This window comes from Streptomyces sp. NPDC038213 (assembly GCF_055600495.1).
In genome coordinates, this window is the sequence record NZ_JBVJYM010000003.1 from 137,984 (window position 1) to 163,757 (window position 25,774).

The window sequence follows — 25,774 nt, forward strand, 5'->3', positions numbered from 1 at the left end:
GCTCGTCTCGACCCCGGCTGTCCAGCCCCGGCGGGGGTCCCACCCGACCCTGACCCTCCAGCCTCGCCAGGGGGTCCCCCCGGACGAAGTCTGGGGGAGTTTGAGGCGCGGGGTCTGGGGCGGAGCCCCAGTTTCGGGAAGGGGCGGGTAGGGGACCAGCACCGCGCAGCGGCCCCGCTACCCCCGGCCCACCTCTCTAGCCCCCGGCCCGGGTCGGAGAGGTTCTCCTGTGGCTGCTGGCATGTCTGAGGGTGCGGCCGTCCCGCGGCGCCCTGTCAAGGGCGCTGCGCGTCGCTGCGCGATGGCCCTGCGGGCCACCCTTGACAGGGCACCACGGGACGCCACGTCCCAGACCTGCCAGCAGCCACAGGAGAAAAGCAGCAGGGGACCAGGGACACGGGCGGTCAGCATCGCCAGGCGCACCCCGTTCCCCCGGGCGGAAAGACCACAAGCCGCAGCGGATCGCTACACAGCCGCGGCCGGCCAAGCGGCCTCCGGGCCGTCTGGGGCCGGGCATGGGCCGCCACCGATCTCGGCGGCAGCCGTCCCGTCCCGTGCCCTGCGATCCGCTGGGCGGTACTTCCGGCACCAAAGCCACCGTCAGCCGAGGGCCCGCACCGTGGGCTCAGTGGCGGCCCAGGAGCAGGGTGGACGAGGAGCAGAACCAGCCGCCCGTGGCCGAGGCGACCGCTACTTCCGGGAGGCGGCCGTCGCGTGTGTGGACCTGGCGGGCGCCTGCCTCGCCGCGGAGCTGGCGGACGGCCTCCACCAGGAGGAACAGGCCCCGCATCCCGGGGTGGCAGGCGGACAGGCCCCCGCCGTCGGTGTTCACGGGGAGGTCGCCGTCGCGCAGCAGCCGGCCCTTCTCGACGAAGGCGCCGCCCTCTCCCTTTGCGCAGAAGCCCAGGTCCTCCAGGGTCACCAGGGTCATGTACGTGAAGGCGTCGTAGATCTGGGCGATGTCCACGTCGGCGGGGGTCAGGCCCGCGCGGGCGAAGGCGAGGCGCCCGGAGACGGCTGCGGGGGAGACGGTGAAGTCCTCCCATGCGGACATGGTGGTGTGGGAGACGGAGGTGCCGGAGCCCAGGATCCAGACGGGGGGTTTGGCCAGGTCGGCGGCGTACTCCTCGGCGACGAGGAGGACGGCGCAGCCGCCGTCCGAGCGGATGCAGCAGTGCAGTTTGGTGAAGGGGTCCGCGATCATGTCGCCGGACAGGACCTCGTCGACGGTGATCGGTTCGCGGAACATGGCGTCGGGGTTGGCCGCGGCGTTCGCGCGGGCCTGGACGGCCACCTCCGCGAGCTGTTCGAGCGTGGTGCCGTACTCGTGCATGTGGCGGCGGGCCGCCATCGCGTACTTGGCCACCAGCGTGTGCCCGTACGGGACCTCGAACTGGAGGGGGCCGCGGGCGCCGAAGGACAGGTTGGCGGTGCGGCGGCGGGCCTTGATGTCGGCGCGGGCCGTGGAGCCGTAGACGAGCAGGACGGCGTTCGCCTGGCCTGCGGCGATGGCGTCCGCTGCGTGGGCGGCCATGACCTCCCAGGTGGCGCCGCCGACCGTGGTGGAGTCCACCCAGGTGGGTCGCAGGCCCAGGTACTCCGCCACCTCGACGGGGGCCAGGGTGCCGAGTCCTGCCGAGGCGAAGCCGTCGATGAGGCCGCGGTCCAGGCCGGAGTCGGCGAGGGCGCGGCGGGCCGCCTGGGCGTGCAGGGCGTACGGGGTCGCTTCGTCGACCCGTCCGCAGTCCGAGAGGGAGATGCCGGCGATCGCGACCCTGCGTCGGCCGCCCTCGTCGGTGAGGTGAGCTGAAGGCGTGGGCATAAATCTGACGGTACATCAGATTTGGGGGGTGGGGGGAGGGTGCGGGGGTGGGGGAGGGCGTGGGGGTGGGGCGGTAATCCGGGGGGTGTTGGCTCTGGGCATTGCGTCGGGTCCCCCCTAGCATGACGGCCCGTCAGATACGGGGAGGAGCCCGATGATGGACGCCGCCTTCACCGCGGAGCAGGACGAGATCCGACGCACGCTCAACGAACTGCTCGGCAAACGCTGCGGCCCCGACGAGGTCAAGGCCGCCGTCCGGACCGAGCCCGGCTACGACCGCGACCTCTGGCACCAGCTCGCCGCCCGGCTCGGACTGCCCGGCCTCGCCGTCCCCGAGGCCTACGGGGGCGTCGGGTGCGCCGCCGCCGATCTCGCGCTCGCCTGCGAGGAGACCGGGCGGGCCCTGCTGCCCTCGCCGCTGCTGGCCACCTCCGTACTCGCGGCGCCGCTGCTCGCGGCCCTCGGCACCGAGGCGCAGCGCTCGGCCCTGCTGCCCCCGATCGCCGCCGGCAGCCTGACCGCCGCCCTCGCCGTACCCGGTGCGGCACTCTCCACCGCCCTCGCCCTGACCTGCGGGAACGAACCCGGAGGATGGGCCGGCGACGGCCGGGCGGGCGGGATCCAGGCCCGGGTGGCCGGTGAGGGCGCCGGCGGCTGGCGGCTGTACGGGGAGGCCGACCAGGTGCTCGACGGGCACAGTGCGGGGCTGCTGGTGGTCGCCGCGCACGCGGGCGGCTTCGCCCGCAGCCGCGTGCTGCTCTTCCTCGTACGCGCGGACGCCCCCGGGCTGGTCCGCACCCGGCAGCCCACGCTCGACGAGACCCGCTCGCAGGCCCGCGTGCAGCTGCGCGACGTACCCGCCGAGCTGCTCGGGGAGGAGGGGGGCGCCGGAGGTGCGCGGGTGTACGAGGCGCTGGCGGCGACCGGGCGCACCGCGGCTGCGGCGCTCGCCGCGGAGGCGGTGGGCGCGGCCGACCGCTCGCTGTCCCGGACCGTCGAGTACGTGCGCACGCGCGAGCAGTTCGGGCGGGCGGTCGGGTCCTTCCAGGCCGTGAAGCACCGGCTGGCGGACCTGTACGTACAGCTCCAGGCGGCCCGCTCGGCCGCCTACTACGCGGCCTGGGACCCGGACCAGGGCGGCCTGGCGCTCGCGCAGGCGCTGGAGGCCCTGCGGGCCGTCGCGGGCGAGTCCATCCAGCTGCACGGCGGGATCGGCTTCACCTGGGAGCACGAGGCCCACCTGTACTTCAAGCGGGCCGCGGCCGACGAGCTGCTCTTCGGGCCCGTGCACCGGCTGCGGGCCCATGCGGCGGGCCGGGCCGGGCTGTTCGCGGAGCGGGCGCCGGGTGGGCGGGGTGCCGGGGCGGTCGGGGCAGGTGCAGGGGCAAGCGCAGGTGCAGGGACAGGTGTCAGGGCAGAGGCAGGGGAAAGGGTGGGTGTCTGATGGCTCCCGGGGTCCGCATCATGCAGAAGGTGTCCTCGACCAGGCTGTTCGCCAAGGTCGCGCCGCACTTCATTCCGGCTCTGGACCGGACGGTCCACAAGCTCACCCGGGGGAAGGTCATCCTGAGCGCGCAGATGCTCCCCGGGGTGATCCTGACCGCGAAGGGGGCCAGGAGCGGGGTGCCGCGCACCACCCCCCTGGCCTGCATGCCGGAGGAGGCCGCCGGTACCTGGATCCTGATCGGCTCGAACTTCGGACGCCCCGGCCATCCGGCCTGGACCGGCAACCTGCTGAAGCACCCCGATGCCGAGGTGAGTTGGAAGGGGAGGGACATCCCGGTGACGGCGCGGCTGCTCGCGGGGGAGGAGAGGGCGGCGGTGTGGCGGGAGGTGCTCGAGTTCTGGCCGCCGTACGCGACCTACCAGGCGCGGATCGACCGCGAGATCCGGCTGTTCCGGCTGGAGCGGCGCGGCGGGTAGCGGGGCTGCCGGGGGCTGTTCGTCCCGGGGTGCGCTGAGGTGCGTCCGGATGTGGGGCGCACCGCGGCGGCGGGCCGCTCGGGGGTCCGCCGCCGCGCAGACAGGGTGTGCCGGCCGGCGGCTACTTCGTCGGCTTCTTGCCCGTCATGCCCAGGTGGACGAGCAGGGCCAGGTTCGGCTTCAGCTCGGCCTGCTTGACGCCCCAGGTCTGGAAGCCCTTCTGGTGCGAGGCGACGGCGGCGAGCATCGCGACGAGGGAGCCGGCCATCGCGGCCGGGCTGATGTCCTTGTCGAGCTTGCCCTTGGCCTGGAGCTCCTTCGCGGACTCCGTGAGGGAGTTCGTCACGGAGTTCAGGATCTTCATGCGGATCTTGTAGAACCGCTTGTCGCCCTCTGCCGCGCCCAGGTCCACGACGCGGAGGATCGCGTCGTTGCGCCGCCAGAAGTCCAGGAATCCCTCGACCAGTTCCTCGGCGGCGGACCAGCCGGCCTTCCCGACCCAGGAGCGGCCCTCGACGAGCGCCGTCAACTGCGCGCCTTCGGTGGCCATTTGCTCGGCGATCTCCAGTACGGCCCCTTCGACGTCGGGGAAGTACTGGTAGAAGGTCGCGGGCGAGGTACCTGCCTTACGGGCGACGTCGATGACCTTGACGTCGCGGTACGGCGAGGAGCTGAGCATCTCGCTGAGGCAGTCGAGCAGCTTCTGCCGCGTCGCCTGACCGCGCCGACCGGCCACGCGGCCGTCGACGGTGCGTACTTGTCCTGTCATGCCGTCAGCTTACCGAGGGGTGATCGGCGCGCGATTCGACCGCCTGCAAATGGGGTTAGGGGCTCCGTGCGCGGGGGTGCGGGCCCGGCAGGGGGTGCGGCTCGGGGGTGTGGCAGGGGGGTGGGGCGGGGGAGTGCAGGAGGGTTGTCAACAGGCTGTGGACAACCCGGGCGGGCGGGCACCTGCCCGGGTGCGGGGGCCCGAACCGCCGGGTGCGGGGGCCCGTACCGGTGCGGGTGCGTACGGGGAGTGCCACGCCCCGGGGCCGCCGCACCGCGCTGCGTAACGGGCGGGACGGCCGTAGTGGATCTACTTTGGCACCAGGCCCCCCACCACGGGCACGCGCAAGGGAAGGACCAGCCCATGGCCGCATTCGCAGAAGGCACGCCCTGCTGGGTGGACGCCTCGCTCCCCGACGTCGAGGCGGGCAAGCGGTTCTACGGCGAGCTCTTCGAGTGGAGCTTCGGCGACGGCGCGGGCGCCGAGTACGGGCAGTACACCCAGGCGTACAGCGGCGGCCGCAACGTCGCCGCCCTCGCCCCCAAGCCCGACGGCCGGATGCCCACCGTCTGGAACGTCTACCTCGCCGCCCGCGACGCCCGCGCCACCGCCGTGCGGATCCGGGAGGCCGGCGGGCAGGTGATCATGGACCCGATGCCCGTGGGGCCCTTCGGCTCGGTCGCCATGGCCGCCGACCCCGGAGGCGCCGTCTTCGGGCTCTGGCAGCCGGGCAGCCACCACGGCTTCGAGCGGCTCAACGAGCCGTACTCCTACTGCTGGACCGAGGTCTACACGCGCGCCGCCGCCCGCGACGACGTCGACACCTTCTACGCCCGCGTCTTCGGCTACATGGCCGAGGACCGCGAGGACGCCGGGGTCGAGTACCGCACCTGGTCCCCGCCGGGCAGCCGCCCCGGCCCCGACACGGCCATCGCGGGCCGCACCGTGCTCACCGCCGCCTTCCCCGCCGAGATGCCGGCCCACTTCCTCGTGTACTTCGCCGTCCCGGACTGCGATACGACGGTCGCGACCGTGCGCAGGCTCGGCGGACGGGTGACGGCGGACCCCTTCGACACCCCGTACGGCCGGATCGCCGTCGTCGCCGACAACCAGGGCGCGGCCTTCGCCGTCCTGTCCGAACCGGAATAGGCGGGCGCCGGAGCGAGCAGGAAGGTGGGGGGGGAGGGGAGGGCGGGGCCCGCCCGGGAGCTGTCCGGGTTGTCCGTCCTTGCTGCGGGGCATCCGGATCGCGGTGAGTCGCGGTAGGACACCCCGATCCGCCCCCGGGTTCGACCGGGGAGCCCCGGACAGACAGAATCAGGGGGCGCACCGCGAATGCGGTGCCCAGTGGTGAGACCAGGTGAGACGCTGCGCGGGGCTGTCGAGGACGGGGCCCTTCAACAGCCCGTACGGGGAGGTGGCAGGCGAGTGGTGGAGCAGCTGACGCAGCACGATCCGAGACGGATCGGCCCGTTCGAGGTGCTCGGCCGGCTGGGCGCCGGCGGCATGGGGCTGGTCTATCTCGCCCGGTCGGCTTCGGGCCGCCGGGTGGCGATCAAGACCGTGCGCACCGAGCTCGCCGAGGACCAGCTGTTCCGGGTGCGGTTCACGCGCGAGGTCGAGGCCGCGCGCGCCGTGAGCGGTTTCTACACGGCGGCGGTCGTGGACGCGGACCCGCGGGCCGCGGTGCCGTGGCTGGCCACCGCGTACGTACCGGCGCCCTCCCTGGAGGAGATCGTCAACGAGTGCGGGCCGATGCCCGCGCAGGCCGTGCGGTGGCTGGCCGCCGGTATCGCCGAGGCGCTCCAGTCCATCCACGGGGCCGGGCTGGTCCACCGCGACCTGAAGCCGTCCAACGTCCTCGTGGTCGAGGACGGACCGCGCGTGATCGACTTCGGGATCGCGAGCGGGGTCTCGAACACCCGGCTGACCATGACGAACGTGGCCGTCGGCACCCCCGCGTACATGTCCCCCGAGCAGGCGAAGGACTCGCGCAGCGTCAAGGGCGCCAGCGACGTGTTCTCCCTCGGCTCCACCCTCGTCTTCGCCGCCACCGGGCACCCGCCGTTCCACGGCGCGAACCCGGTCGAGACGGTGTTCATGCTCCTGCGCGAGGGCCCGAACCTGGAGGGCCTGCCCGACGAGCTGCGCCCGCTGATCGACTCCTGCATGCAGATGGACGCGACGAAGCGGCCCACCCCCGCCGACCTGCAGGCCCAGTTGGCCCCGCACCTGTTCGCCGCGGGCGACGACAGCGGCACGGCCTCGGCCTGGCTGCCGGGGCGCGCGGTCGCGATGATCGAGCAGCGCCGGGCGGGCGGGTCCCGTACGACGTCCCAGCTGGCCGGCGGGGGCGCACCCGCGGGCCCCGGCGGCCCCGCCGGACCCCGGGGGCCGATGTCCGGGCCCGCCACGCACCGCCGCGACCGGCCGGGCGCCGGGGGCGGCTGGGCCGATCCCCGCACCGGGCAGGCGGCCCCGCCGATGCCGCAGCACCCGCCGGGCCGGGTGCCCGCGATGTCCTCCGCTTCCGGTCCGGCACTCGGTTCCGCCTCCGCTTCCGGTCCTGCTTCCGGCGGGGGCGAGCCGGTCCGGCTGGCCGGGGTCTCCGTACCCATCGGGCCGGGGCCCCGCGCGGGCGCCGCGCTCGCGTCCGCGCCCGCCGCGGCCGACGCGGGCGCCGCCACGGGCTGGATCCGGCCGCCCGGCGGCGGCTCGGGCGCCTCTGCGGTCGCGCCCCTCGCCGGTCCGGGCACCGGCACCGCGCACGGCCCCGGGGCGACCGGCACGGCCGGGGTGCCGCATCCCGGGCCCGCCCCCGACAGCGGGCGCTGGCGCCCGTGGCGCTTCCGCATGTCCAACGAGGTGTGGGGCACGCCCACCGTCGACGGCGAGCTGCTGTACGTCACCTCCTTCGAGGTGCACGCCCTGGACGTGGCCACCGGCCGCCGCCAGTTCAAGACCCGCGACGTCGCCTGGTCGATGGCCGTGGCCGACGGCCGCATCCACGCCTCCGACGGCCCCTCCCTGTACGCCCTCGACGCCACCGACGGCGGCGAGCGGTGGCGGCTCCAGACGGATGCCTGGGTGTACGCGCTCAAGGCCGACCGGGGGACCGTCGTCACCGCCACCCGCGGCGGCGGCGTCCAGGCCTGGGAGGCGGCGAACGGCCAGAAGCTGTGGGAGCTGACCGGAGCCCAGACCGACTTCGAGACCCCCGAGGCCGCGCCCGTCATCAAGGACGGCTCGGTGTACGTGTGGCAGGACGCGCGGCTGCGCGCGCTGGACGCCCGTACCGGGCTGGAGCAGTGGTCGTACCCGGTCGGCGACGCCGCGTCCTGCGGGAACGTACCCGTACGGGTCCTCCCCGCCCCCGACGGGCACGTCTACGTCGCCGCCGGGACCCGGGTGCTGGCCGTCGACCGGGCCTCCGGGCGGGTCCGCTGGCACTTCGAGGCCCCCGCCGTCTTCCTCGCCCCGCCGGCCTTCGCGCCGGGCGCCGCCGTCACCGGCGGCGGGGTCTACCTGGTCGACTACCTCGGCACGGTCTACGCCCTCGACGCGGCGACCGGCCGCGACCGGTGGCGCATCGCCACCGAGCCGCGGCAGTCCGTGGACCCGGTGCTCGTCGCGGACGGCAGCGTGCACCTGGGGGCGGGGAGCGCGCTGTACACGCTGGACGCGGTGACCGGCACGCCGAAGTGGCGGTTCGCCGCCGGCGGCGAGATCACCGGTGCACCGGCCGTCGCGGAGGGCCGGGTCCACTTCGGCTCCGCCGACCACTGCCTGTACACCCTCGACGCGGCGGGCGGCCAGCTGCGCTGGAAGCTCAAGACCGGCGGGGAGATCGCGGGCTCGCCGGTGGCGAAGGCGGGCGTCGTCTACGCCTGCAGCAAGGACCGCTGCGTGTACGCGCTGGACGCGGCGAAGGGGACGGGGACGCGCACGTCGTAAGGGGGCTGGGCGGGCGGGCTCCCGCTGGCGCGGGTCCTGTTCCCCACCCCGCCCCTTCCCGAAGCGGGGGCTCCGCCCCCACACCCCCGCGCCTCAAACGCCGGCGGGGCTCGATTTTGCCGGGGTGGGCGGGGCGAGTGCGGGTGGGTGGGGGGTTTCAGGGCTCCGCTCCGCACCCCGCGCCTCAAGCTCCCCCAGACTTCGTCCGGGGGGACCCCCTGGCGGGGCTGGTTTTCGGGGCTCCGCCCCGGACCCCGTTCCGTGCGCTCCGCGCCCGGTGCGCTCCGCGCCCGGTGCGCTCAATCGCCGCGCGGGCTGGATTGTGCTGCGGTTCGCTGGAATGTGCCGCTCGGCGGCAATTTCCAGCCTCGCCGGGCAACATCCAGCCCCGCCGGGCAATATCCAGCCTCGCCGGCGTTTGAGGCGCGGGGTCTGGGGCGGAGCCCCAGTTCGGGAAGGAGGGGGTCCCCCCGGACGGAGTCTGGGGGAGGGTCGGGGAAAGGCCCGCGCAGCGGACCGGGGTGCGGGGCGGTCAGCCCTTGTCCAGGGGTGGGCCCAGGGGTGGCCCGTGCGGCGGCGGCGGAGTGTGGGGATCGGGCCCGTCCAGCGGAGCCCCCAGCTCCGGCCCGTGCCCGTACCCCGGCCGCTGCCACGTCTGCGTGGGCGCATCCGCCCTGTCACCCCCGTCGGCGTACGCATACGGCACCGGCTCCGGCTCCACAGGCGCCCGCCGTACCCCGGCCCCCGGCCGCCCGGACATGACCACCGCCCCGAGCAGCATCAGCACGCCCCCGCCGAAGGCGACGCCCACGCCGGGGCCGAGCCCCCGCCCGTCACCGCCCACCGTCAGCTCCCCGGCCGCCTGCCCCTGCCGCACCATCCACACCACCGTGCACCCCAGCACCAGCACCCCCGCGAACCCCATCAGGAACCGCGACCTCCGCAGCACGGCCACCACCACCAGTGCCGCGGCGAAGAGGAAGGGGAGCAGCAGGGAGGCCGCCAGGTTCGGATCGGCGGCGTCGGCGGCTGCGATACCGGAGCCGCCGAATACCTCGTCCACCCCGTAGTCCCGCCCGGGACGGCCGTCGTACCAGGCACGGAAGGGGCTCCAGACGGCGGCCGTCGCTCCGATGAGGCCCATCAAGGAGCCGAGTGCGTTGCGGACCATGCGGCCTCCCGGGTCGGGCTCTCGGGAACGACGCTACGCCGCACCGGGTGCCCCCGCACTTCGGGCCTGGTAGCGTGCGCCCGCACTGCTCCGGGCCCGCACCCGGCCCCGGGGCCCGCAGTTCCAGGGGGAAGGGGTCGCGCCATGTCCGCGCGCCACATCGCAATCACCGCCACCGCCGTCACGGCCGCCGTCGCGCTCGCGCTCACCGGCTGCTCGGGCAGCAAGAGCGGCAAGCAGGGCAGCAAGTCCACCGGTACGGCGAAGAGCAGCACCCGCACGAGCGGCACCGGCACCGGCTCCGGCACCGGCTCCGGGGCGGGGTCCTCGTCCGGCCCCCTCGCCCAGGCCGAGATCCTGCGCTGCGCCACCGCCGCGGACCCCGCCGCGACCGTCCGGGTGACCTCGCTCGCGCAGCAGGAGAGCACGTTCCGGGTGGAGGTCGAGTCCTTCGACGGCCCGGCGGACGCCGACGAGATCGACGAGAACACCGCCCCGATCACCCTGGCCGCCGGCGCCTCCGGCGAGCTCAAGGTCCCGCTGACCGCCGCGCACGCCGCCCTCGCCGCGCAGGTCGAGCGCTGTGAGCTCGACGGCGGGGACGGCATCGAGGACCGTACGAAGGCCTCGGTGAGCAAGCCGAAGGCGAAGGCCGGGCCCGCCGCGACCCGGTCGGCCGCCCCGACCTCCCGGGCGACCTCCGGTTCCGGCTCCGGTACCGGTACCGGCTCTGATTCCGGTTCCACCGGCAGCCCCAAGAAGAAGAAGTCCCGGCGCTAGGCCGTCCTAGCGCGTACGGAAGCCGTCGCCCCCGCCGCGCCGCCCCTCGAACAGCCCGGCCTGCTGCTCCGGCGCCAGGTTGCCCAGTCTGATCAGGTGGGGGGCGTGGGCCAGGGCCTGGCTGCGGGCGGCCTCCTTCGCGGACCAGACGGCCCGTACGGTCCCCTGGACGGCCTCCGTCGGCAGCCCGGCGAGGGTTTCGGCGGACCGGAGCGCGGCGGCGAGCTCCGCGCCCGGTTCGGCGAGCTCGGAGACGAGTCCGATCTCGTACGCGCGCTGCGCGGAGAGCCGTTCGGCGGTCCCCATCAGGGACATCCGGGCCACCTCCCCGAAGGGCATCCGCTGGGCCATGGAGATGGCCTCGTACGCGCTGACCATCCCGTAGGTGGTGTGCGGGTCGAAGAAGGTGGCCGTGGTCGAGGCCACCAGGAACTCCGACTCGCCGAGGAGGTAGAAGGCCCCGCCGCAGGCCATCCCGTTGACGGCGGCGACGACCGGCTTCCACAGGTCGTTGGCCTTGGGGCCGATGGCGATCAGCGGATCGTCGATCGTGTACGGGGAGGAGGGCTGCGGGACCTCCACCGAGCGGTCGATCCCGGTGCAGAAGGCCCGGCTGCCGGCCCCGGTCAGGACGATCGCCCGTACCGAGTCCTCGTACCGGAACTCCCGCCATGCGGCGCTTAGTTCGGCCGCCATCGCCAGGTCCACGGCATTGTGCCGGGCGGGCCGGTCCAGGGTGACGACGGCGACCCCGGCCGCCTTGTTCCGCTCGACCCGCAGCCCGCCCGCCCCGGCGCCCGCGCCCGCGCTCACGCCCGCTCCAGCAGCCACTGCGGTACGACCGTCCCGCCGACCTCCGCGAACACCGCCTGCACCCTCGCCCCGATCCGCAGCCGCGCCGGGTCGACGGAGTTCAGCGGGGCGCCGGCGGCGGAGACGAGGTTCCCGGCCAGCCGGATCTGCGGGGCGTCGGCGAGCTCCACGAGGATCACGTTGTACGGGGCCTGGGCGGCGTACGCGGGCAGCAGCGGCGGGTGCGGCCGCACGTACGACCAGATCCGCCCGCGCCCGCTCATCCTGCGCCACTCGCTCTCGAAGGACTGGCAGTGCGGGCAGCAGGGGCGCGGCGGGAAGCGCAGCCGCCCGCAGCCCTTGGCGGCGCAGGCCTGGACGCGCAGCTCGCCGCGGGCGGCGTACTCCCAGAAGGGGGCGCCGTCCTCGTCGGGTACGGGCAGCAGCAGCCCTTCGGCGCTTGCGGAGGGGGTGGGTGCGGTGGTCACGGGGCGGCTCCTCTGGCTGGGCGGGGCGCGGGCTGCGGGCTGTTGGCTGTGCGGCGGGTGCGCGGCCGGGCTCTTGCTGCCGTGCGACGGCCTAAGTCCGCAGCAGGAACGCGGAGGTCGGTACGCCCTCCCCGGCCGTGACCAGGCAGGTCGCCGCGTCCGGTACCTGCGCGGTGGAGGTCCCGCGCAGCTGCTTGACCCCCTCGTTGATGAGGTTGAAGCCGTGGACGTACGCCTCGCTCAGCCCGCCGCCGCCGGTGTTGAGGGGCAGGCGGCCGCCGATTTCGAGGGCGCCGCCCTCGGTGAAGGCGGCGCCCTCGCCGCGGCCGCAGAAGCCGTAGCCCTCCAGGGAGAGCGGGATGAGGGGGGTGAAGGCGTCGTAGATCTGCGCCACGTCCACGTCCTGCGGCCCGAAGTCAGCCTGCTTCCACAGGTGTCGGGCGGCGGTCCAGGCGGGTCCCGAAAGCGGGTCGTCGTTCCAGTAGTTGACCATGCCGTGGTGCTGGGCGGGCAGGCCCTGGGCCACGGAGTGCACGTACACGGGCTTCTGGCGGCAGTCGCGGGCGCGTTCGGCGCTGACGATCACGCAGGCGAGGGCGCCGTCCGTCTCCAGGCAGTTGTCGAAGAGGCACAGCGGCTCGCTGATCCAGCGGGCGGTCATGTACATCTCGCGGGTGAGGGGGCGCTCGTACATCATCGCGGCGGGGTTCTGGTTGGCGCGGTTGCGGCAGGCCAGGGCCACGTTGAAGAGGTGGTCGCGGGTGGCCCCGTACTCGTGCATGTAGCGGCGGGCGAGCATGCCGATCTCGTCGGCGGGCCGCAGCAGTCCGAAGGGGCGGGTCCACTGGCCGGGGGTGGGCAGCTGGACGGCGGTGTTCTTCCACGGCCGCGGTCCCGAACCGCGCTTGCGGGAGCGCCAGGCGACCCCGACGGTGGCCTGTCCGGTGGCGACCGCGGCCGCCAGGTGCCCGACCGTCGCGCAGGAACCGCCGCCCCCGTAGCCGACCTTGGAGAAGAAGGTGACGTCTCCGGCGCCGATGGCCTTGGCCACCTCGACCTCGTCGGTCTCCTCCATCGTGTAGGAGGCGAAGGCGTCGACCTCGGAGGGCGCGATGCCCGCGTCGTCGAGTGCCGCGAGGATGGCCCGGCAGGCGAGGGTCCGCTCGCTCTCCGGTAGCCGTTTGGCGAAGGCGGTCTGGCCGATGCCGACTATTGCCGTCGCGTCCTTGAGCGTTGCCGCCATCGCCGCCTCCGAGGGTGCACCGGTACTGACAGCCGGGAAGGGTACAGCTAATCTGACGGATAGTCAGCTACCGTGTTGCGGGAGGGACCGACCCATGGCCGTGCAGAACTCCGAGCACCCCGACCGGCACGCTCCCTCCGGGGGTGCGGACGAGGAGGACGAGCGCGGAGACCTGCGCTGGGGCAGCATCCCCGGCCTCGTCCGCGCCGCAGCCCGCGCACACGGCCCCCGCGAAGCCGTCGCCGACGGCCGCACCCGCATCACCTACGCCGAACTGGGCGAACGCATCGAGCGCGCCGCCGCCGCCTGCATCGCCCACGGCATCCGCCCCGGCGACCGCGTCGCCGTCTGGGCCCCCAACACCCCCGAATGGATCGTCTCCGCCCTCGGAGCCGTCAGCGCCGGCGCCGTACTCGTCCCCCTCAACACCCGCTTCAAAGGCGCCGAAGCCGCCTACGTCCTCGCCCGCAGCCGCGCCCGGCTGCTCTTCGTCACCGGCACCTTCCTCGGCACCTCGTACGTCGCCTCACTGCGCCGGGCCGCAGCCGAGGGCCCCGGCACCGGACCCCTCCCCGGCCTCCCCGACCTCGAACGGGCCGTCGTACTCGCCGACGACGCACCCGAGTCCTTCACCACCTGGAAGGACTTCCTCGCCGACGGGGAAGCGGTACCCGCCTCCGCCGTCCGCGCGCGCGAAGCCGGCATCGCCCCGGACACCCCGTCCGACATCATCTACACCTCCGGCACCACCGGCAGACCGAAGGGCGCGGTCATCACCCACGCCCAGACCCTGCGCTGCTACGCCATCTGGAGCGCCCTCGCCGGACTGCGCGCCGGCGACCGCTACCTGATCGTGAACCCCTTCTTCCACACCTTCGGCTACAAGGCCGGCATCATCGCCTGCCTCATGCGCGGCGCCACGATGGTCCCCCAGCCCGTCTTCAACGTGGACACCGTCCTCGCCAACATCGCCGCCGAACGGATCTCCGTACTCCCCGGACCCCCCACCCTCCACCAGTCCCTCCTCGACCACCCCGCCCGCGACCACCACGACCTCTCCGCCCTGCGCCTGGTCGTCACCGGCGCCGCCGTCGTCCCCCTCCAGCTCGTCGAACGCCTCCGCAGCGAACTGCGCATCGCCACCGTCCTCACCGCCTACGGACTCTCCGAAGCCGGCGGCATCGTCACCATGTGCCGCCGCGGCGACCCCGCCGAAACCATCGCCGCCACCAGCGGCCGGGCCATCCCCGGCACCGAAGTCCGCCTGGTGGACGGCGAAGTGTGGGTGCGCGGGCACAACGTCATGAGCGGCTACTTCGAAGACCCCGAGGAGACCGCCCGCACCCTCACCCCGGACGGCTGGCTGCGCACCGGCGACGTCGGCACCCTCGACGCGGCCGGCAACCTCCGCATCACGGACCGCATCAAGGACATGTTCATCGTCGGCGGCTTCAACGCCTACCCCGCCGAGATCGAACAACTCCTGGGCCTGCACCCCGACATCGCGGACGTCGCCGTCATCGGCATCCCCGACCCCCGCCTCGGCGAGGTGGGCAAGGCCTACGCCGTCCGCCGCCCCGGATCCACCCTCACCGCCGACGACCTGATCGCCTGGTCCCGCCGCGAAATGGCCAACTACAAGGTCCCGAGAGCCGTGGAATTCCTCCCGGAACTCCCCCGCAACGCCAGCGGCAAGGTCCTCAAAACCGACCTCCGCCACCGCACCCAGGCGTCACCTTCGGACTGAGGGGGCGGGGGCGGCCGCCTCCCCTCCCCCTCACCCCTTCAGCGAACCGACGACCCGGGCCCGCTCCTGCAACTCGCGCACCGCCCGTACCCGTCCGTACTGGCGGAGCCGGTGCCCCATCACCTCGAGCAGATGCCCACGGCGGTGGAGATCGCCCGCCTCACGGACGGCCTGTTCACGCACGGCACGGCCCTCGTCGCCGAGGCCGAACACCTCGGCCCCCGCGACCGCCGCACCGCGGGCGCCCTCCGCTCCTGGCACGACCTGGCACAGGCGGTTCCGGCGGACGTCCCCCTCGGCAACTGGACCCACGCCCGAGCCCTGGCCCGCGCGGTCCGCGCCCTCCAGGCAGTGGCGGGGGAATCGGCGGGGGATTCGGCGGGGGCGGCTGGGCCGCACGCGGAAGGTACGGGGCTACGGGTCCGGGGTCCGGAGGAACCCCCCTCGGCCCCCCGCTTTCCCTTCACCGCGCTCGGCGCCGGCAGCCCGCCGCAATGACCGCCCGCCGCCCACCGAAGTGGCTGCACCAACTCCTCTACGCCCTGATCACCCTGGCCATGCTGACGGGACTGGCCCTCGGGGTCAGCCGCTGACCCGCGCTGTCGGCTCGACGGGGTCGGGCCGCCTCTCTCCCCCCCCGACCCGGGCCGGGGCCTAGCGAGGTGGGCCGGGGGTAGCGGGGGCCGCTGCGCGGAGCGAGGTTCCCCTACCCGCCCCTTCCCGAAACTGGGGCTCCGCCCCAGACCCTGCGCCTCAATCGCCGGCGAGGCTGGAGGCTCGGGGTCGGGTGGGACCCCTGCCGGGGTGGATAGCCGGGCTCGAGACGGGACTCGGAGTTGCGCCGACCCCGCACCGCGACAGCGCCCGCCCACCAACCCCGCACGACCTGAGCGCCGTACCCCGACCCGCCCCGGGGGCGGTGGGCAAAGACCGGTCGGCAGGGGCGTACAGGCGGGGGAGGAGACCCGGGTCCGGAGTGGGTGCCGTACCCCGGGCCCACCTTGGGGGAGAGAGACCCCGGCCCGGGGTAGACCCCCGTACCCCCCGCGAGCGGAAGGGGTTAGGGGCGGTGGGCCAGGGCCAGGCGCCAGGCGGGGGTGCCGTCGGGGCGGTGGCCGAGGGTGGGGAGGGGGGGCAGGGAGACCTGGAAGCCGCAGGCTTCCAGGTCGGACCGGACGCCGCTCAGTGGGAACGTGCGGTAGTACATGACGAACGGCGGCCGCCATACGGCGTTCCGTACCCGCATCGCCGTGTCGAAGCCCAGGGCCATCCAGTACGTACGGGAGGCCACCGGCAGCGGTGCGCCGATGGGGAAGGCGAACAAGCCGCCCGGGCGCAGGGCGCGGTAGACCTCGGCGAAGAGGCGCGGGCGTTCGCGCGGGAGGAAGTGGCCGAAGGCCCCGAAGGAGACCGCCAGGTCGAAGCGGTCGGTCGGTTCGGTGCCGTCCCCGCCGCCGTCCCGCCCGAAGGGCAGGTCGAGGGCGTCTGCCCGGAGGAAGCGGGCGTCGGGATGGGCGAGGCGGGCCTGGTCCAGCATGCCCTGGCTGAGGTCGACGCCGGTGACCGGCCCGGTGCACAGCTCCCGCAGGACGCCGATCCCGGCGCCCGTACCGCAGCAGACGTCGAGGCCGGAGGAGAAGGGGCCGTACGCGCGCAGGGCCGTGGCCGTGGCCTCGAGGAAGCGGTCGGGGGTGCGGAAGGGGGTGTGGTCGAACTTGGGGGCCAGCAGGTCGTAGCCGTGCTCGACGGAGGAGAGCGCCTGGACGGCGAGCTCGCGGACGGTGGGCCCCTCGGAGGTGAACACGGCCTCAGCCTACGCCGGGAGGCCGTCCGGGAGGCCGTCCGGGCGGGCGTGCCCAGGCGGAAGGCGTGCCGGGGCGGAAGGCGGGCCGGGATGGAGACGGGCCCGGACCGAGGCCGAGCCCGGATCGAAGCCGGGGCAGGGTGAAGGGCCGCACCCCGAAGGCCGCACCCGAAGGCGGCAGGGCGAAGAGCCGCAGCCCGAAGCCCGCAGCCCGAAAGCCGCGGTGGTCCCCCCTCCGGGCCACCGCGGCCTTCGTCCCCCCTGCCGGAGAAGCCGGGGTCCCCCCCGGGTCACCCTGGGTCCCCCCCCGGGTGCCCCTGGATTCTCCGATCCCCCGTGTTCCCCCCGGGTCCCCCCCCGGTCCCCCCGGGTCGTGCTGCCGCGGGCTCGTCCCCCCGTGCCCGCGGGGCCTCCGTACCGCCGGTGGCCGGTCTTCCGTACCCCCGTACCCCCGTACCGGTGTTCCGGCGGTTGTGGAGGGGCTACTTCGGGAGGCTGCCGGCGTGGTTGTCGAGGGTCTGGATCTTCTCCTTGGCGTCGTCCGCCTTGGGCTCCAGCTCGTCGGCGTTCAGGTCGGCCTTGCCGCCCGCGGCGTGGTTGTCGAGCGGCTTGATCTCGACACCGCCGGCCGCGTGGTTGTCCATGGGGGTGATGTCGCCTTCGGTGGTGGTGTTCTCGCTCATCGCTACTCCCGTGATCGTCGGTGCACCCGTTGAGGGTTGGGCCTGTTCGGCGATTCCCCCGAGGACCGCCGAACAGGCGCCCCAGGGCCGTACACCCTAGCGGCACGGCCTCACCGCGACCCGTCTTGCCCCCCGGTGCGACGAGTCGATGACCTCATGGTGGCGCAGGGCGATAAACGAACGATGAACGCGCTTGTTCAGGCCTCCCGGCAGTGCGGTGTCGCCCGGATCAGCCGACGCACAACAGGGCCTGTACGACGGCCAGTTCGGGGGTGCCCAGCCGCAGGTGGATCGCTTCGGCCTCGCGCCAGCAGGCCATGGCGCGGTCGGTCTGGCCGAGGCGGCTGAGGGCGCGGCCGAGGACGGTCAGCATCAGGGCGCGGCGCCAGTCGCCGCCGATGCCGCCGCGGGCGATGGCCTGTTCGGAGTGGGCGGCGGCTTCGGCGGGGCGGTCCGCGGCGAGGTGGACCTCGGCGAGCCGGTAGTGGGTGGTGCCCTCCCAGAGGGGCTGGCGGTTGTCGCGGAAGAGGGAGAGTGCGGTGGTGAGTTCCTCCAGCGCCTGCGGGTGGCGGCCGGCCTGGGTGAGGGCGATGCCGAGGGCGTAGCGGCCGTTGGCGAGGCGCAGGGTGAGGCCCATGCGGTCGTAGATGGCTATGCCCTGGCGGGCCAGTTCCACGGCGCTGGGGAGTCGGCCGAGTTCCACGTGGATGCGGGAGAGGTTGCACAGGGCGCTGGCCTCGCCGACGTGGTTGCCGTCGGCGCGGAAGTTGTCGATGGCTTCGCGCAGGTAGCGCTCGCCGTCGGTGTAGCGGGCCTGGTAGAGGGCGATGATCCCGCGGTCGTTGGGGGCCCAGCAGCTGGGCAGGGGGTCTCCGGCGGCCTTGGCGAGGTCCATGGCGCGGCGGGCCTCTTCGTCGGCCTCGTTCGAACGGCCGGTGATGAGCAGGACGTTGGTGAGGGTGGTGCGGGCGCGGCCTTCGGCCCAGGGGTCGCCCGCGGACTGGGCGGAGTCGCGGACGGCGCGGGCTGCGGATTCGTACTGCTTGCTGTTCGCACCGGATTCGGCGAGGTCCTTCGCGGCCCAGAGGAGGTCCACGGCCCGGCGGAGGTCCCCGTGCCCGTGCCCGTTCCCTTCACCCTCCGCGCCCCTGCCGCTGCCCCCGCCCCCGCAGACCGCGACCTGCTGGACGCACGCCAGCAGGGCGTTCGACTCGGCGTGCAGCCAGTCGAGGGCGGTGTTGCGGTCGGCGAAGCGCAGGCCGGGGTAGCGGGTGGGGGAGAGGTGGGCGACGAGGCGGTCGCCGGGGCGTTCCAGGGCGTACACCTGGGCGGCGGTGGCGAGGTAGAAGTCGAGGAGGCGGGAGAGGGCCGCGTCCCGTTCGGCGGGGGGCTGCTCGTCGCGTTCGGCGCAGGCACGCGCGTAGAGCCGTACGAGGTCGTGGAAGCGGTAGCGGCCGGGTGCGGCGGATTCGAGCAGGGAGCAGTCGACGAGGGCTTCGAGGAGGTCCTCGGTGGTGTGCTCGGGGAGGTCGAGCACGGCGGCCGCGGCGGCGAGGGAGATATCGGGGCCGTCGGCGAGGCCGAGCAGCCGGAAGGTGCGGGCCTGGGCGGGTTCGAGCTGCCCGTACCCGAGCTCGAAGGTGGCCTTGACGGCCAGGTCTCCGGCCTGGAGCTCGTCCAGCCGCCGCCGCTCGTCGCCGAGTTTGGCGGCGAGTACGGAGACGGTCCAGGTGCGCCGGGCGGCGAGCCGGGAGGCGGCGATGCGGATGGCGAGGGGCAGGAACCCGCAGGCGCCGACCACGTCGAGGGCGGCCTGCCGCTCGGCGCGCACGCGCTCCTCGCCGACGATGCGGGTGAAGAGCTGGAGGGCTTCCTCGGGGCTCATGACGTCGAGGTCCACGAGGTGCGCACCGGCGAGGCCGGCCATCCGGACCCGGCTGGTGACCAGGGCGGCGCATCCGGCCGTACCGGGCAGCAGGGGCCTGACCTGGGCGGCGTCACGGGCGTTGTCGAGGAGGACGAGGACGCGGCGGCCGTCGAGGGTGGAGCGGTAGAGGGCGGCGCGCTCGGCGGGCGAGTCGGGGATGGCGGTGTCGGGGGTGCCGAGGGCGCGCAGGAAGGAGCCGAGTACGGCCTCGGGTTCGGCGGCGCGGTCGTCGGTGCCCTGGAGGTCGACGTACAGCTGCCCGTCGGGGAAGTGGGGGCGGGCCGCGTGGGCGACGTGGACGGCCAGGGTGGTCTTGCCCACCCCGCCGATGCCGGCGAGGGCGGATACGGCCATGACGGTGCCGCCCTCGCTGGCCGCGGACAGCACCTTGCCGAGCTCGTCGACGAAGGCGGACCTGCCAGTGAAGTCGGGCACGGTGGCGGGGAGTTGGGCGGGCCGGACGTGTCCGCCCGTGGCGGCCGCGGGGGCCGGGTCGGCGGCCCGGGCGAGTTCGGCGTCTGCGCGCAGGATCCGCTGCTGGAGTTCGGCGAGCTCGGGGCGGGGGTCCACGCCGAGCTCCTCGGACAGCAGCCGGCGGGTGTCGGCGTACACGGCGAGGGCCTCGGCCTGCCGCCCGCTGCGGTAGAGGGCGAGCATCTGGAGCTCGCGGAGGCGTTCGCGCAGCGGGTGGGCGGCCGTGAGGGCGGTCAGCTCGGAGACGGCCTCGGCGTGGCTGCCGGCTTCCAGGTCCAGGTCGAGGCGGGTCTCGCGGAGCTGGAGCTGCCATTCGGACAGCCGGGTCCGCTCGGTCTCGGCGTAGGGGCCGGGCACCCCGGCGAGGGGTTCGCCGTCCCACAGGTCGAGGGCGCGGTTGAGGAGCGTACGGGCGCGGGTGCGGTCCCCGCCGGTGCGGGCGGCCTCGGCCTCCGCGGCCAGGCGGCGGGCGGTGCCGAGGTCGAGGGCGGCGGGCGCGGTGCGGATGGCGTACCCGCCGGACTCGCTGACCAGGACCCCGGGCGCGAGCACCTTGCGCAGGCGGGAGGCGTACGTGCGGATGGCGGCGAGCGCCTGGGAGGGCGGGTCCTCGCCCCAGATGGCGTCGATCAGCTCGGGTGCGGTGGCGGTCCGGCCGTCGCGCAGCAGCAGCGCGGCGAGCAGGGCGCGCTGCTGGGGCGAGCCGGAGGGCAGGAGGGCGTCGCCGTGCCAGGCGCGGACGGGGCCGAGGACGGCGAAGCGGGTGGGGTGGGGCGCGGCGGCCTGGGGCCCGGCAGCGGCATGGGTGTCCGTGCACGTATCCACACCCGTACCCGTACCCGTACTCGTACCCGCACCCGTCCCCGCAGGGGACCCCGTCCCCGTCCCCCCGTCCGGGAGCGTCCCGGCGGCTTCCGGATACGGGCCGGCCGGGTTTGCGGCTGCTGCCGCTCCTGCTGTCCCCGCTCGGGTCGCGGGGTTTTTCCGCTGTCGCGGAATGGGCGGGACGCCGTCCATCCGAATCCCCCCTTGCCTTCCGTTACGGCTTGCGCACGGTCAGTCTGCCTTGTCTTGGGCGGGCGCGTCAGCCCGGTAACGGCGGGGCGTACGGGCGCACGGGACGCCCGCCCGTGTGCTGGGGCCGTACCGGCGGCCGTTCCGGGACGCGCAGAGTAGCTGACGGTTCGTCAGATCAGCGCTACCGTGGGGCCCATGGAGACCTTCCCGAAGATAATCTCGGTGGACGACCACACGGTTGAGCCTCCCCACGTCTGGCGGGACCGGCTCCCGTCCAAGTACGCGGACGTCGCCCCGCGCATCGTGCGCGCACCCCTGAAGGAAATGACCTTCCTGGGCGGGAAGTTCGCTCCCGTCATGGGCGCGCAGGGCGACGAGGGGCCGATCGGCGACTGGTGGGTGTACGAGGACCTGCACCGGCCGCTCACCCGCCTCGACACGGCCGTCGGGTACGACCGCGACGAGATCAAGCTGGAAGTCATCACGTACGACCAGATGCGCCCCGGCTCCTTCTCGGTTCCCGAGCGCCTCGCCGACATGGACGTCAACCACGTCCAGTCCGCCCTGTGCTTCCCGACCTTCCCCCGCTTCTGCGGCCAGACCTTCACCGAGGCCAGGGACCGCGAGCTCGGGCTCCTCGGCGTCCGGGCGTACAACGACTGGATGGTGGAGGAGTGGTGCGGCCCCGACGCGCGCGGCCGCCTCATCCCGCTCACCCTCGTCCCCCTCTGGGACGCCCGCCTCGCCGCCGCCGAGGTCCGCCGCAACGCCGCCCGCGGGGTGCGCGCCGTGGCCTTCTCGGAGATCCCGCCGCACCTGGGGCTGCCCTCGATCCACACCGACGAGTGGGATCCCTTCCTGGAGGCGTGCAACGAGACCGGCACGGTCATCGCCATGCACATCGGCTCCTCCTCGAAGATGCCGTCCACCTCCGCGGACGCCCCGCCGGCCGTCGGCTCCACCATCACCTTCGCCAACTGCTGCTTCTCCATGACCGACTGGCTCATGAGCGGCAAGTTCGAGCGGTTCCCCCACCTGAAGATCATGTACGCGGAGGGCCAGATCGGCTGGATCCCGTACATCCTCGAACGCGCCGACGTGGTCTGGGAGGAGAACCGCGGCTGGGGCGGGGTCGCGGACAAGGTGCTGCGCCCGCCCTCCGAACTCTTCGCCGAGCACGTCTACGGCTGCTTCTTCGACGACGCCTTCGGCCTGAAGAACCTCGACTCGATCGGCGTCGGCAACGTCCTGTACGAGACCGACTACCCGCACTCGGACTCGACCTGGCCCAAGTCCCGGGAGGTCGGGGAGGCCCAGATGGGCCACCTCGCCCCCGACGTCGTGGACCGGATCGTGCGCCGCAACGCCATCGAACTGCTCGGCCTCACGGAGGACGGGCTGTGGGCGGGGCCGGGAGCCTGACCGGAGGGCCGGCGCCGGGGGCCTGACCGGCAGGGTCTGCGGGGCCTGCGCGTCCGGGGGCTGCCCGGACGCGCCCCGGAGGTCAGCTCACCAGGCCCAGGTGGACCGGGGCCCGGACCTCGGCGGCGAGGAGGGCCGGCAGCTGCGGGGGCCACAGGGGCTGGCTCGTACGGGCGAGGCGGTGCCTGGGCCACCAGCGCCAGTGGGTGTCCTCGGACTCCGGCACCGGCTCGCGGTGCGGGCCGGAGGTGACGAAGACGTGCTCGCGCTGGCGCACCGGGACGCCCTGGTGGGTGAAGTCGTGCTCCCAGGTGCACAGGAGCCGTTCGGGTACGAGGTCGGTCCAGCCTGTCTCCTCGCGGAGCTCGCGCAGGACGCCCTGCTCGGGGCTCTCGCCGGGGTCGAGTCCGCCGCCCGGCGGCAGCCAGTGCAGGCCGACCTCGACGTTGTACGAGCGGAAGAGGAAGACGGAGTCGTCGGGAGAGACGATGACGATGCGCGCTGCTGCTCGTGGAGTCCTCATGGGGAAGCTTAGGCAGGAGTGCCGGGGTGGTTCAACGGTAAATCGACGAGATGGTCGTGTGTGTACGGTTTGTCTCGATGAGCAAGCACGCCCAGCACCGGATGCGCACGTCCCTCGCCCGCCGCGGACGCCTCGTCTGCACGGCCGCCGCGGGTGCGGCCCTCGTGGTCGCGGGCTCCCTGGCCTTCGTGGCCCACGAGGCCTACGACGCCTACGAGACGGACGGCAGACCGGAGCTGTCCGCGCAGCTGGGCGGCGGGGCCGGGGGTTCCGGCGGGCGGGACGGGTGGGACGGCCGGGACGGGAAGGCGGGTCCGCGGACGCACTCCGCCACCGGTCCTGACGGGCTGTCGGCGGCCGGCCGCAGCGGGCGGGGTGCGCACCGGCCCCGGGCCCTGCCCGATATCAGCGAGGCCACCCGCAAGCGGATCCCCGCCGACTCGCGGCAGGTCGTGCTCGTGACCGGCCGGTCCGCGGAGTCCTCGTACTCCACCGTCACGCTCTACTCCCGCGAGGAGGGCTCCCAGGACTGGGTGCCTGGGGCGAGCTGGCCGGCGCGCAACGGGGCGAAGGGCTGGTCCGCGGACCGCTCGTACGGGGGACTCCAGTCGCCCATCGGGGTGTTCTCGCTGACCGACGCGGGCGGGATGCTGCCGGAGCCGGCGGGGGTGCGGCTGCCGTACGACCACCAGGAGGGGGCGTTCACGGCGACCGGGCGGGGGGTGGACGGGGAGTCGCTGGCCGGGTCCTTCGACTACGTCGTGGCGATCAACTACAACCGGCTGGCCGGGACCTCGCCGCTGGACCCCACGAAGCCGGAGGGCGAGGCGAAGGGGGGCAACATCTGGCTGCACGTGGACCACGACGGGCCTTCGCAGGGGTGCGTGGGGATTCCGAAGGCGGCGATGAGGGAGCTCCTGGAGACCCTGGACCCGGCGCGGCGGCCGGTCATCGTCATGGGCCCCCGCAACCACTGACCTCCGGTCCGGAACCGTCCCCTCCAACCGTGACCCCGCCCCCGCTGCGCGGGGCCTGTTCCCCACCCCGCCCCTTCCCGAAACCGGGGCAAGCCCCGGACCCCGGTTCCGTGCGCTCCGCGCCCGGTGCGCTCAATCGCCGCGCGGGCTGGATTTTGCTGCGCAAAATCATCAGCCCTGCGGGGCGGCATCAGCCACATTCCAGCCCCGCCGGCGTTTGAGGCGCGGGGTCTGGGGCGGAGCCCCGGTTCGGGAAGGGGCGGGTAGGGGAACAGGGCCCGCGCAGCGGGATCCGTCCGGTCCGCGGGGGCGGCAAGGGCCTTGTCTGATGGGTCGTCAGGTATCACGATGGGGTCCGTCCGGTCGGTATGACGAATCGTCAGGTAAAGGCGGTCACAGCCATGGTGCGGGTGTTTCCGGAAGGCCGGCTCGTGTACGGGATGCAGATGCCCGTGCAGTCGCAGAGCTCCATCTACGCCGAGGAGTGGGAGGCGACGGCGACCCCCGCCGACCTCCTCGCCATCGCGGGGGCCGCCGACGCCACCGGCTTCGGCTACCTCGCCACGTGCGACCACGTGGCGATCCCCCGCCGCCTCGCCCAGGCGATGAGCACGGTCTGGTACGACCCGGTCGCCACCCTCGCCTACCTCGCCGCCGCCACCACCCGCGTCCGCCTCCTCAGCCACGTCGCGATCGTCGCCCTGCGCCACCCCCTCATCAGCGCCAAGCAGTACGCGACCCTCGACCACCTCTCCTCCGGCCGCCTGATCCTCGGGGTCGGGGCGGGTCATGTGCAGGAGGAGTTCGAGGTGCTCGGCGTGGACTTCGAGCGCCGCGGGGCCGTGCTCGACGAGTGCCTCGACGCGCTGCGCGCCGCGCTCGGACCGGAGGAGTTCCCCGAGTTCGAGGGCGCGCGGTTCGCGTTCAAGGACCTCGGGCAGCTGCCGCGGCCCGCCCAGGAGCGGATCCCCGTCTGGGTCGGCGGGTCCTCGCCCGCCGCGGTCCGCCGGGCCGCCGTGCGCGGTGACGGCTGGCTGCCGCAGGGCGACCCGCGCGACCGGCTGCCCGCCCAGATCGCCCGGATCCGGGAGCTGCGCGCCGAGGCGGGGGTGGCGGACCCGGTGGAGATCGGGGCCATCACCGAGGCCCTGTACGTGGGCGAGCCCGCCTGGGACACCGGCCGCCGCACCCTGACCGGCAAGCCCGAGGCGCTCGCCGCCTCGCTGCGCGCGTACGCGGAGATCGGCGTGGACCAGATCCAGGTCCGCTTCCGCAGCCGGGACCGCGCCGAACTGGTCGACCAGATAACGGCGTTCGGGTCGGAGGTCGGCCCGCTCCTGAACGACTGACCCCTTTCGTTCCCGGTGCGACAACGGAGGTAACCGTGGGCAAGCTGGACGGCCGCGTCATCGTCATCACCGGTGCGGCGCGCGGGCAGGGGGAGCAGGAGGCCCGGCTTTTCGCCGCCGAGGGCGCGCAGGTGCTGCTGGGCGACGTACTGGACGAGCAGGGCGAGGCGGTGGCCCGGGACATCGCGAAGGAGGCCGGCGGGGACCGGGTGCGGTACGTCCACCTCGACGTGGGCTGCGAGGCGGACTGGGCGGCGGCGGTGGCGGCCGCGAAGGAGTCCTTCGGCGGCCGGATCGACGGGCTGGTCAACAACGCCGGGATCCTGCGCTTCAACGAGCTGGTCTCGACCCCGCTGGAGGAGTTCGAGCTGCTGGTGCGGGTGAACCAGGTCGGTGCCTTCCTCGGGATCAAGGCGGTGGCCCCGGAGATCGCCGCGGCCGGCGGCGGCACGATCGTCAACACCTCCTCGTACACCGGCCTGACCGGCATGGCCTTCGTGGGCTCGTACGCGGCGACGAAGGCGGCGATCGTCGGGCTGACCAGGGTGGCGGCGCTGGAGCTGGCCGCGAAGAACATCCGGGTGAACGCCATGTGCCCCGGGGCGGTGGACACCCCCATGGCGAACCCGGCCCTCCTCGACCCCGAGGGGCCCACCCCTGAGGCGGCGCAGGCGATGGCGGAGCTGTACGGGCGGGTGGTGCCGCTGGGGCGGGCGGGGCTGCCGGCGGAGGTGGCCCGGCTGGCGCTCTTCCTGACCAGCGAGGACTCCTCGTACATCACCGGGCAGCCGTTCGTGATCGACGGGGGCTGGATGGCGGGGGTGAGCGTGCTCTGAGCCGGGCGGGCGGCGGCCTGCGGCGGCCCGGGAGGTTTCTGATGGGGTGTCAGGTATTGACGCCCCCGCCGCG

Annotated in this window: 21 protein-coding genes; 11 read left to right on the plus strand and 10 right to left on the minus strand. The window is 74.2% G+C overall.

The annotated features are described in order from the left end of the window. Positions 1-625: 625 nt before the first annotated feature. On the minus strand, positions 626-1,822 hold the full coding sequence (locus ACZ7JZ_RS05945; protein WP_470933646.1) for a thiolase C-terminal domain-containing protein: 1,197 nt from the start codon (positions 1,820-1,822) through the stop codon (positions 626-628). A 157-nt stretch (positions 1,823-1,979) separates the two neighbouring features. Here ACZ7JZ_RS05945 and ACZ7JZ_RS05950 point away from each other — a divergent pair, with 157 nt between their 5' ends. After that, positions 1,980-3,266: an acyl-CoA dehydrogenase family protein gene (locus ACZ7JZ_RS05950; protein ID WP_470934180.1), complete on the plus strand. Its 1,287-nt coding sequence runs from the start codon at positions 1,980-1,982 to the stop codon at positions 3,264-3,266. Beyond that, positions 3,266-3,745: a nitroreductase family deazaflavin-dependent oxidoreductase gene (locus ACZ7JZ_RS05955; RefSeq protein ID WP_470933648.1), complete on the plus strand. Its 480-nt coding sequence runs from the start codon at positions 3,266-3,268 to the stop codon at positions 3,743-3,745. The genes ACZ7JZ_RS05950 and ACZ7JZ_RS05955 overlap by 1 nt, the downstream gene beginning before the upstream one ends. Before the next feature lie 121 nt (positions 3,746-3,866). Here ACZ7JZ_RS05955 and ACZ7JZ_RS05960 read toward each other — a convergent pair whose 3' ends face one another. Then, positions 3,867-4,514, minus strand: coding sequence for a TetR family transcriptional regulator (locus ACZ7JZ_RS05960; protein ID WP_470933650.1), 648 nt, complete (start codon positions 4,512-4,514; stop codon positions 3,867-3,869). Between the two features lie 363 nt (positions 4,515-4,877). On the opposite strand from ACZ7JZ_RS05960, the gene kbpA reads away from it, so the two are divergent. Both kbpA and afsK read left to right on the plus strand, forming a co-directional pair. Further along, positions 4,878-5,663 (plus strand): AfsK-binding protein KbpA, encoded by a 786-nt coding sequence (gene kbpA / locus ACZ7JZ_RS05965; RefSeq protein ID WP_470933652.1) that lies wholly within the window; start codon positions 4,878-4,880, stop codon positions 5,661-5,663. 279 nt (positions 5,664-5,942) lie between these two features. Next, positions 5,943-8,468 carry a protein serine/threonine kinase AfsK gene (gene afsK / locus ACZ7JZ_RS05970; protein ID WP_470933654.1) on the plus strand — a complete coding sequence of 842 codons (2,526 nt, stop codon included), beginning with the start codon at positions 5,943-5,945 and terminating at the stop codon, positions 8,466-8,468. A 532-nt stretch (positions 8,469-9,000) separates the two neighbouring features. Here the strand turns inward: afsK and ACZ7JZ_RS05975 are convergent. Continuing rightward, positions 9,001-9,639, minus strand: a complete 639-nt coding sequence (locus ACZ7JZ_RS05975) for a hypothetical protein (protein ID WP_470933656.1) — start codon at positions 9,637-9,639, stop codon at positions 9,001-9,003. A 144-nt stretch (positions 9,640-9,783) separates the two neighbouring features. Between ACZ7JZ_RS05975 and ACZ7JZ_RS05980 the strand changes: the two genes are divergently transcribed. Beyond that, positions 9,784-10,419, plus strand: coding sequence for a hypothetical protein (locus ACZ7JZ_RS05980; protein ID WP_470933658.1), 636 nt, complete (start codon positions 9,784-9,786; stop codon positions 10,417-10,419). Between the two features lie 6 nt (positions 10,420-10,425). Here ACZ7JZ_RS05980 and ACZ7JZ_RS05985 read toward each other — a convergent pair whose 3' ends face one another. The 3 genes from ACZ7JZ_RS05985 to ACZ7JZ_RS05995 all read right to left on the minus strand — a co-directional run bounded on the left by ACZ7JZ_RS05985 (position 10,426) and on the right by ACZ7JZ_RS05995 (position 12,942). Further along, the gene (locus ACZ7JZ_RS05985; protein WP_470933660.1) at positions 10,426-11,232 is read right to left on the minus strand and encodes an enoyl-CoA hydratase/isomerase family protein; all 807 of its coding nucleotides are present in this window, start codon (positions 11,230-11,232) and stop codon (positions 10,426-10,428) included. Further along, positions 11,229-11,699: a Zn-ribbon domain-containing OB-fold protein gene (locus ACZ7JZ_RS05990; RefSeq protein ID WP_470933662.1), complete on the minus strand. Its 471-nt coding sequence runs from the start codon at positions 11,697-11,699 to the stop codon at positions 11,229-11,231. Before ACZ7JZ_RS05990 ends, ACZ7JZ_RS05985 begins: the two co-directional genes overlap by 4 nt. Before the next feature lie 91 nt (positions 11,700-11,790). After that, positions 11,791-12,942 (minus strand): lipid-transfer protein, encoded by a 1,152-nt coding sequence (locus ACZ7JZ_RS05995; protein WP_470933664.1) that lies wholly within the window; start codon positions 12,940-12,942, stop codon positions 11,791-11,793. Between the two features lie 94 nt (positions 12,943-13,036). Between ACZ7JZ_RS05995 and ACZ7JZ_RS06000 the strand changes: the two genes are divergently transcribed. Together ACZ7JZ_RS06000 and ACZ7JZ_RS06005 are read left to right on the plus strand one after the other, a co-directional pair. Continuing rightward, on the plus strand, positions 13,037-14,689 hold the full coding sequence (locus tag ACZ7JZ_RS06000) for a FadD3 family acyl-CoA ligase (RefSeq protein WP_470933666.1): 1,653 nt from the start codon (positions 13,037-13,039) through the stop codon (positions 14,687-14,689). 111 nt (positions 14,690-14,800) lie between these two features. Further along, positions 14,801-15,187: a DUF6415 family natural product biosynthesis protein gene (locus ACZ7JZ_RS06005; RefSeq protein ID WP_470933668.1), complete on the plus strand. Its 387-nt coding sequence runs from the start codon at positions 14,801-14,803 to the stop codon at positions 15,185-15,187. Between the two features lie 562 nt (positions 15,188-15,749). On the opposite strand, the gene ACZ7JZ_RS06010 is transcribed toward ACZ7JZ_RS06005, so the two are convergent. The 3 genes from ACZ7JZ_RS06010 to afsR all read right to left on the minus strand — a co-directional run bounded on the left by ACZ7JZ_RS06010 (position 15,750) and on the right by afsR (position 20,594). Further along, the gene (locus ACZ7JZ_RS06010) at positions 15,750-16,493 is read right to left on the minus strand and encodes a class I SAM-dependent methyltransferase (RefSeq protein ID WP_470933670.1); all 744 of its coding nucleotides are present in this window, start codon (positions 16,491-16,493) and stop codon (positions 15,750-15,752) included. A 482-nt stretch (positions 16,494-16,975) separates the two neighbouring features. Further along, complete coding sequence (locus ACZ7JZ_RS06015; RefSeq protein ID WP_470933672.1) at positions 16,976-17,176, minus strand: hypothetical protein; 201 nt, start codon at positions 17,174-17,176, stop codon at positions 16,976-16,978. A 229-nt stretch (positions 17,177-17,405) separates the two neighbouring features. Next, complete coding sequence (gene afsR, locus ACZ7JZ_RS06020; protein ID WP_470933674.1) at positions 17,406-20,594, minus strand: SARP-family global regulator AfsR; 3,189 nt, start codon at positions 20,592-20,594, stop codon at positions 17,406-17,408. A gap of 195 nt (positions 20,595-20,789) precedes the next feature. Here afsR and ACZ7JZ_RS06025 point away from each other — a divergent pair, with 195 nt between their 5' ends. After that, positions 20,790-22,016 (plus strand): amidohydrolase family protein, encoded by a 1,227-nt coding sequence (locus tag ACZ7JZ_RS06025; RefSeq protein WP_470933676.1) that lies wholly within the window; start codon positions 20,790-20,792, stop codon positions 22,014-22,016. 82 nt (positions 22,017-22,098) lie between these two features. Here ACZ7JZ_RS06025 and ACZ7JZ_RS06030 read toward each other — a convergent pair whose 3' ends face one another. Beyond that, on the minus strand, positions 22,099-22,539 hold the full coding sequence (locus tag ACZ7JZ_RS06030) for an NUDIX hydrolase (protein WP_470933678.1): 441 nt from the start codon (positions 22,537-22,539) through the stop codon (positions 22,099-22,101). 77 nt (positions 22,540-22,616) lie between these two features. Here ACZ7JZ_RS06030 and ACZ7JZ_RS06035 point away from each other — a divergent pair, with 77 nt between their 5' ends. The 3 genes from ACZ7JZ_RS06035 (at position 22,617) to ACZ7JZ_RS06045 (ending at position 25,701) form a co-directional block, all read left to right on the plus strand. After that, the gene (locus ACZ7JZ_RS06035; protein ID WP_470933680.1) at positions 22,617-23,516 is read left to right on the plus strand and encodes a L,D-transpeptidase family protein; all 900 of its coding nucleotides are present in this window, start codon (positions 22,617-22,619) and stop codon (positions 23,514-23,516) included. Between the two features lie 401 nt (positions 23,517-23,917). Beyond that, positions 23,918-24,865, plus strand: a complete 948-nt coding sequence (locus ACZ7JZ_RS06040; RefSeq protein WP_470933682.1) for a TIGR03619 family F420-dependent LLM class oxidoreductase — start codon at positions 23,918-23,920, stop codon at positions 24,863-24,865. A gap of 35 nt (positions 24,866-24,900) precedes the next feature. Further along, positions 24,901-25,701 (plus strand): SDR family NAD(P)-dependent oxidoreductase, encoded by an 801-nt coding sequence (locus ACZ7JZ_RS06045; RefSeq protein WP_470933684.1) that lies wholly within the window; start codon positions 24,901-24,903, stop codon positions 25,699-25,701. The last annotated feature ends 73 nt before the right edge of the window (positions 25,702-25,774 follow it).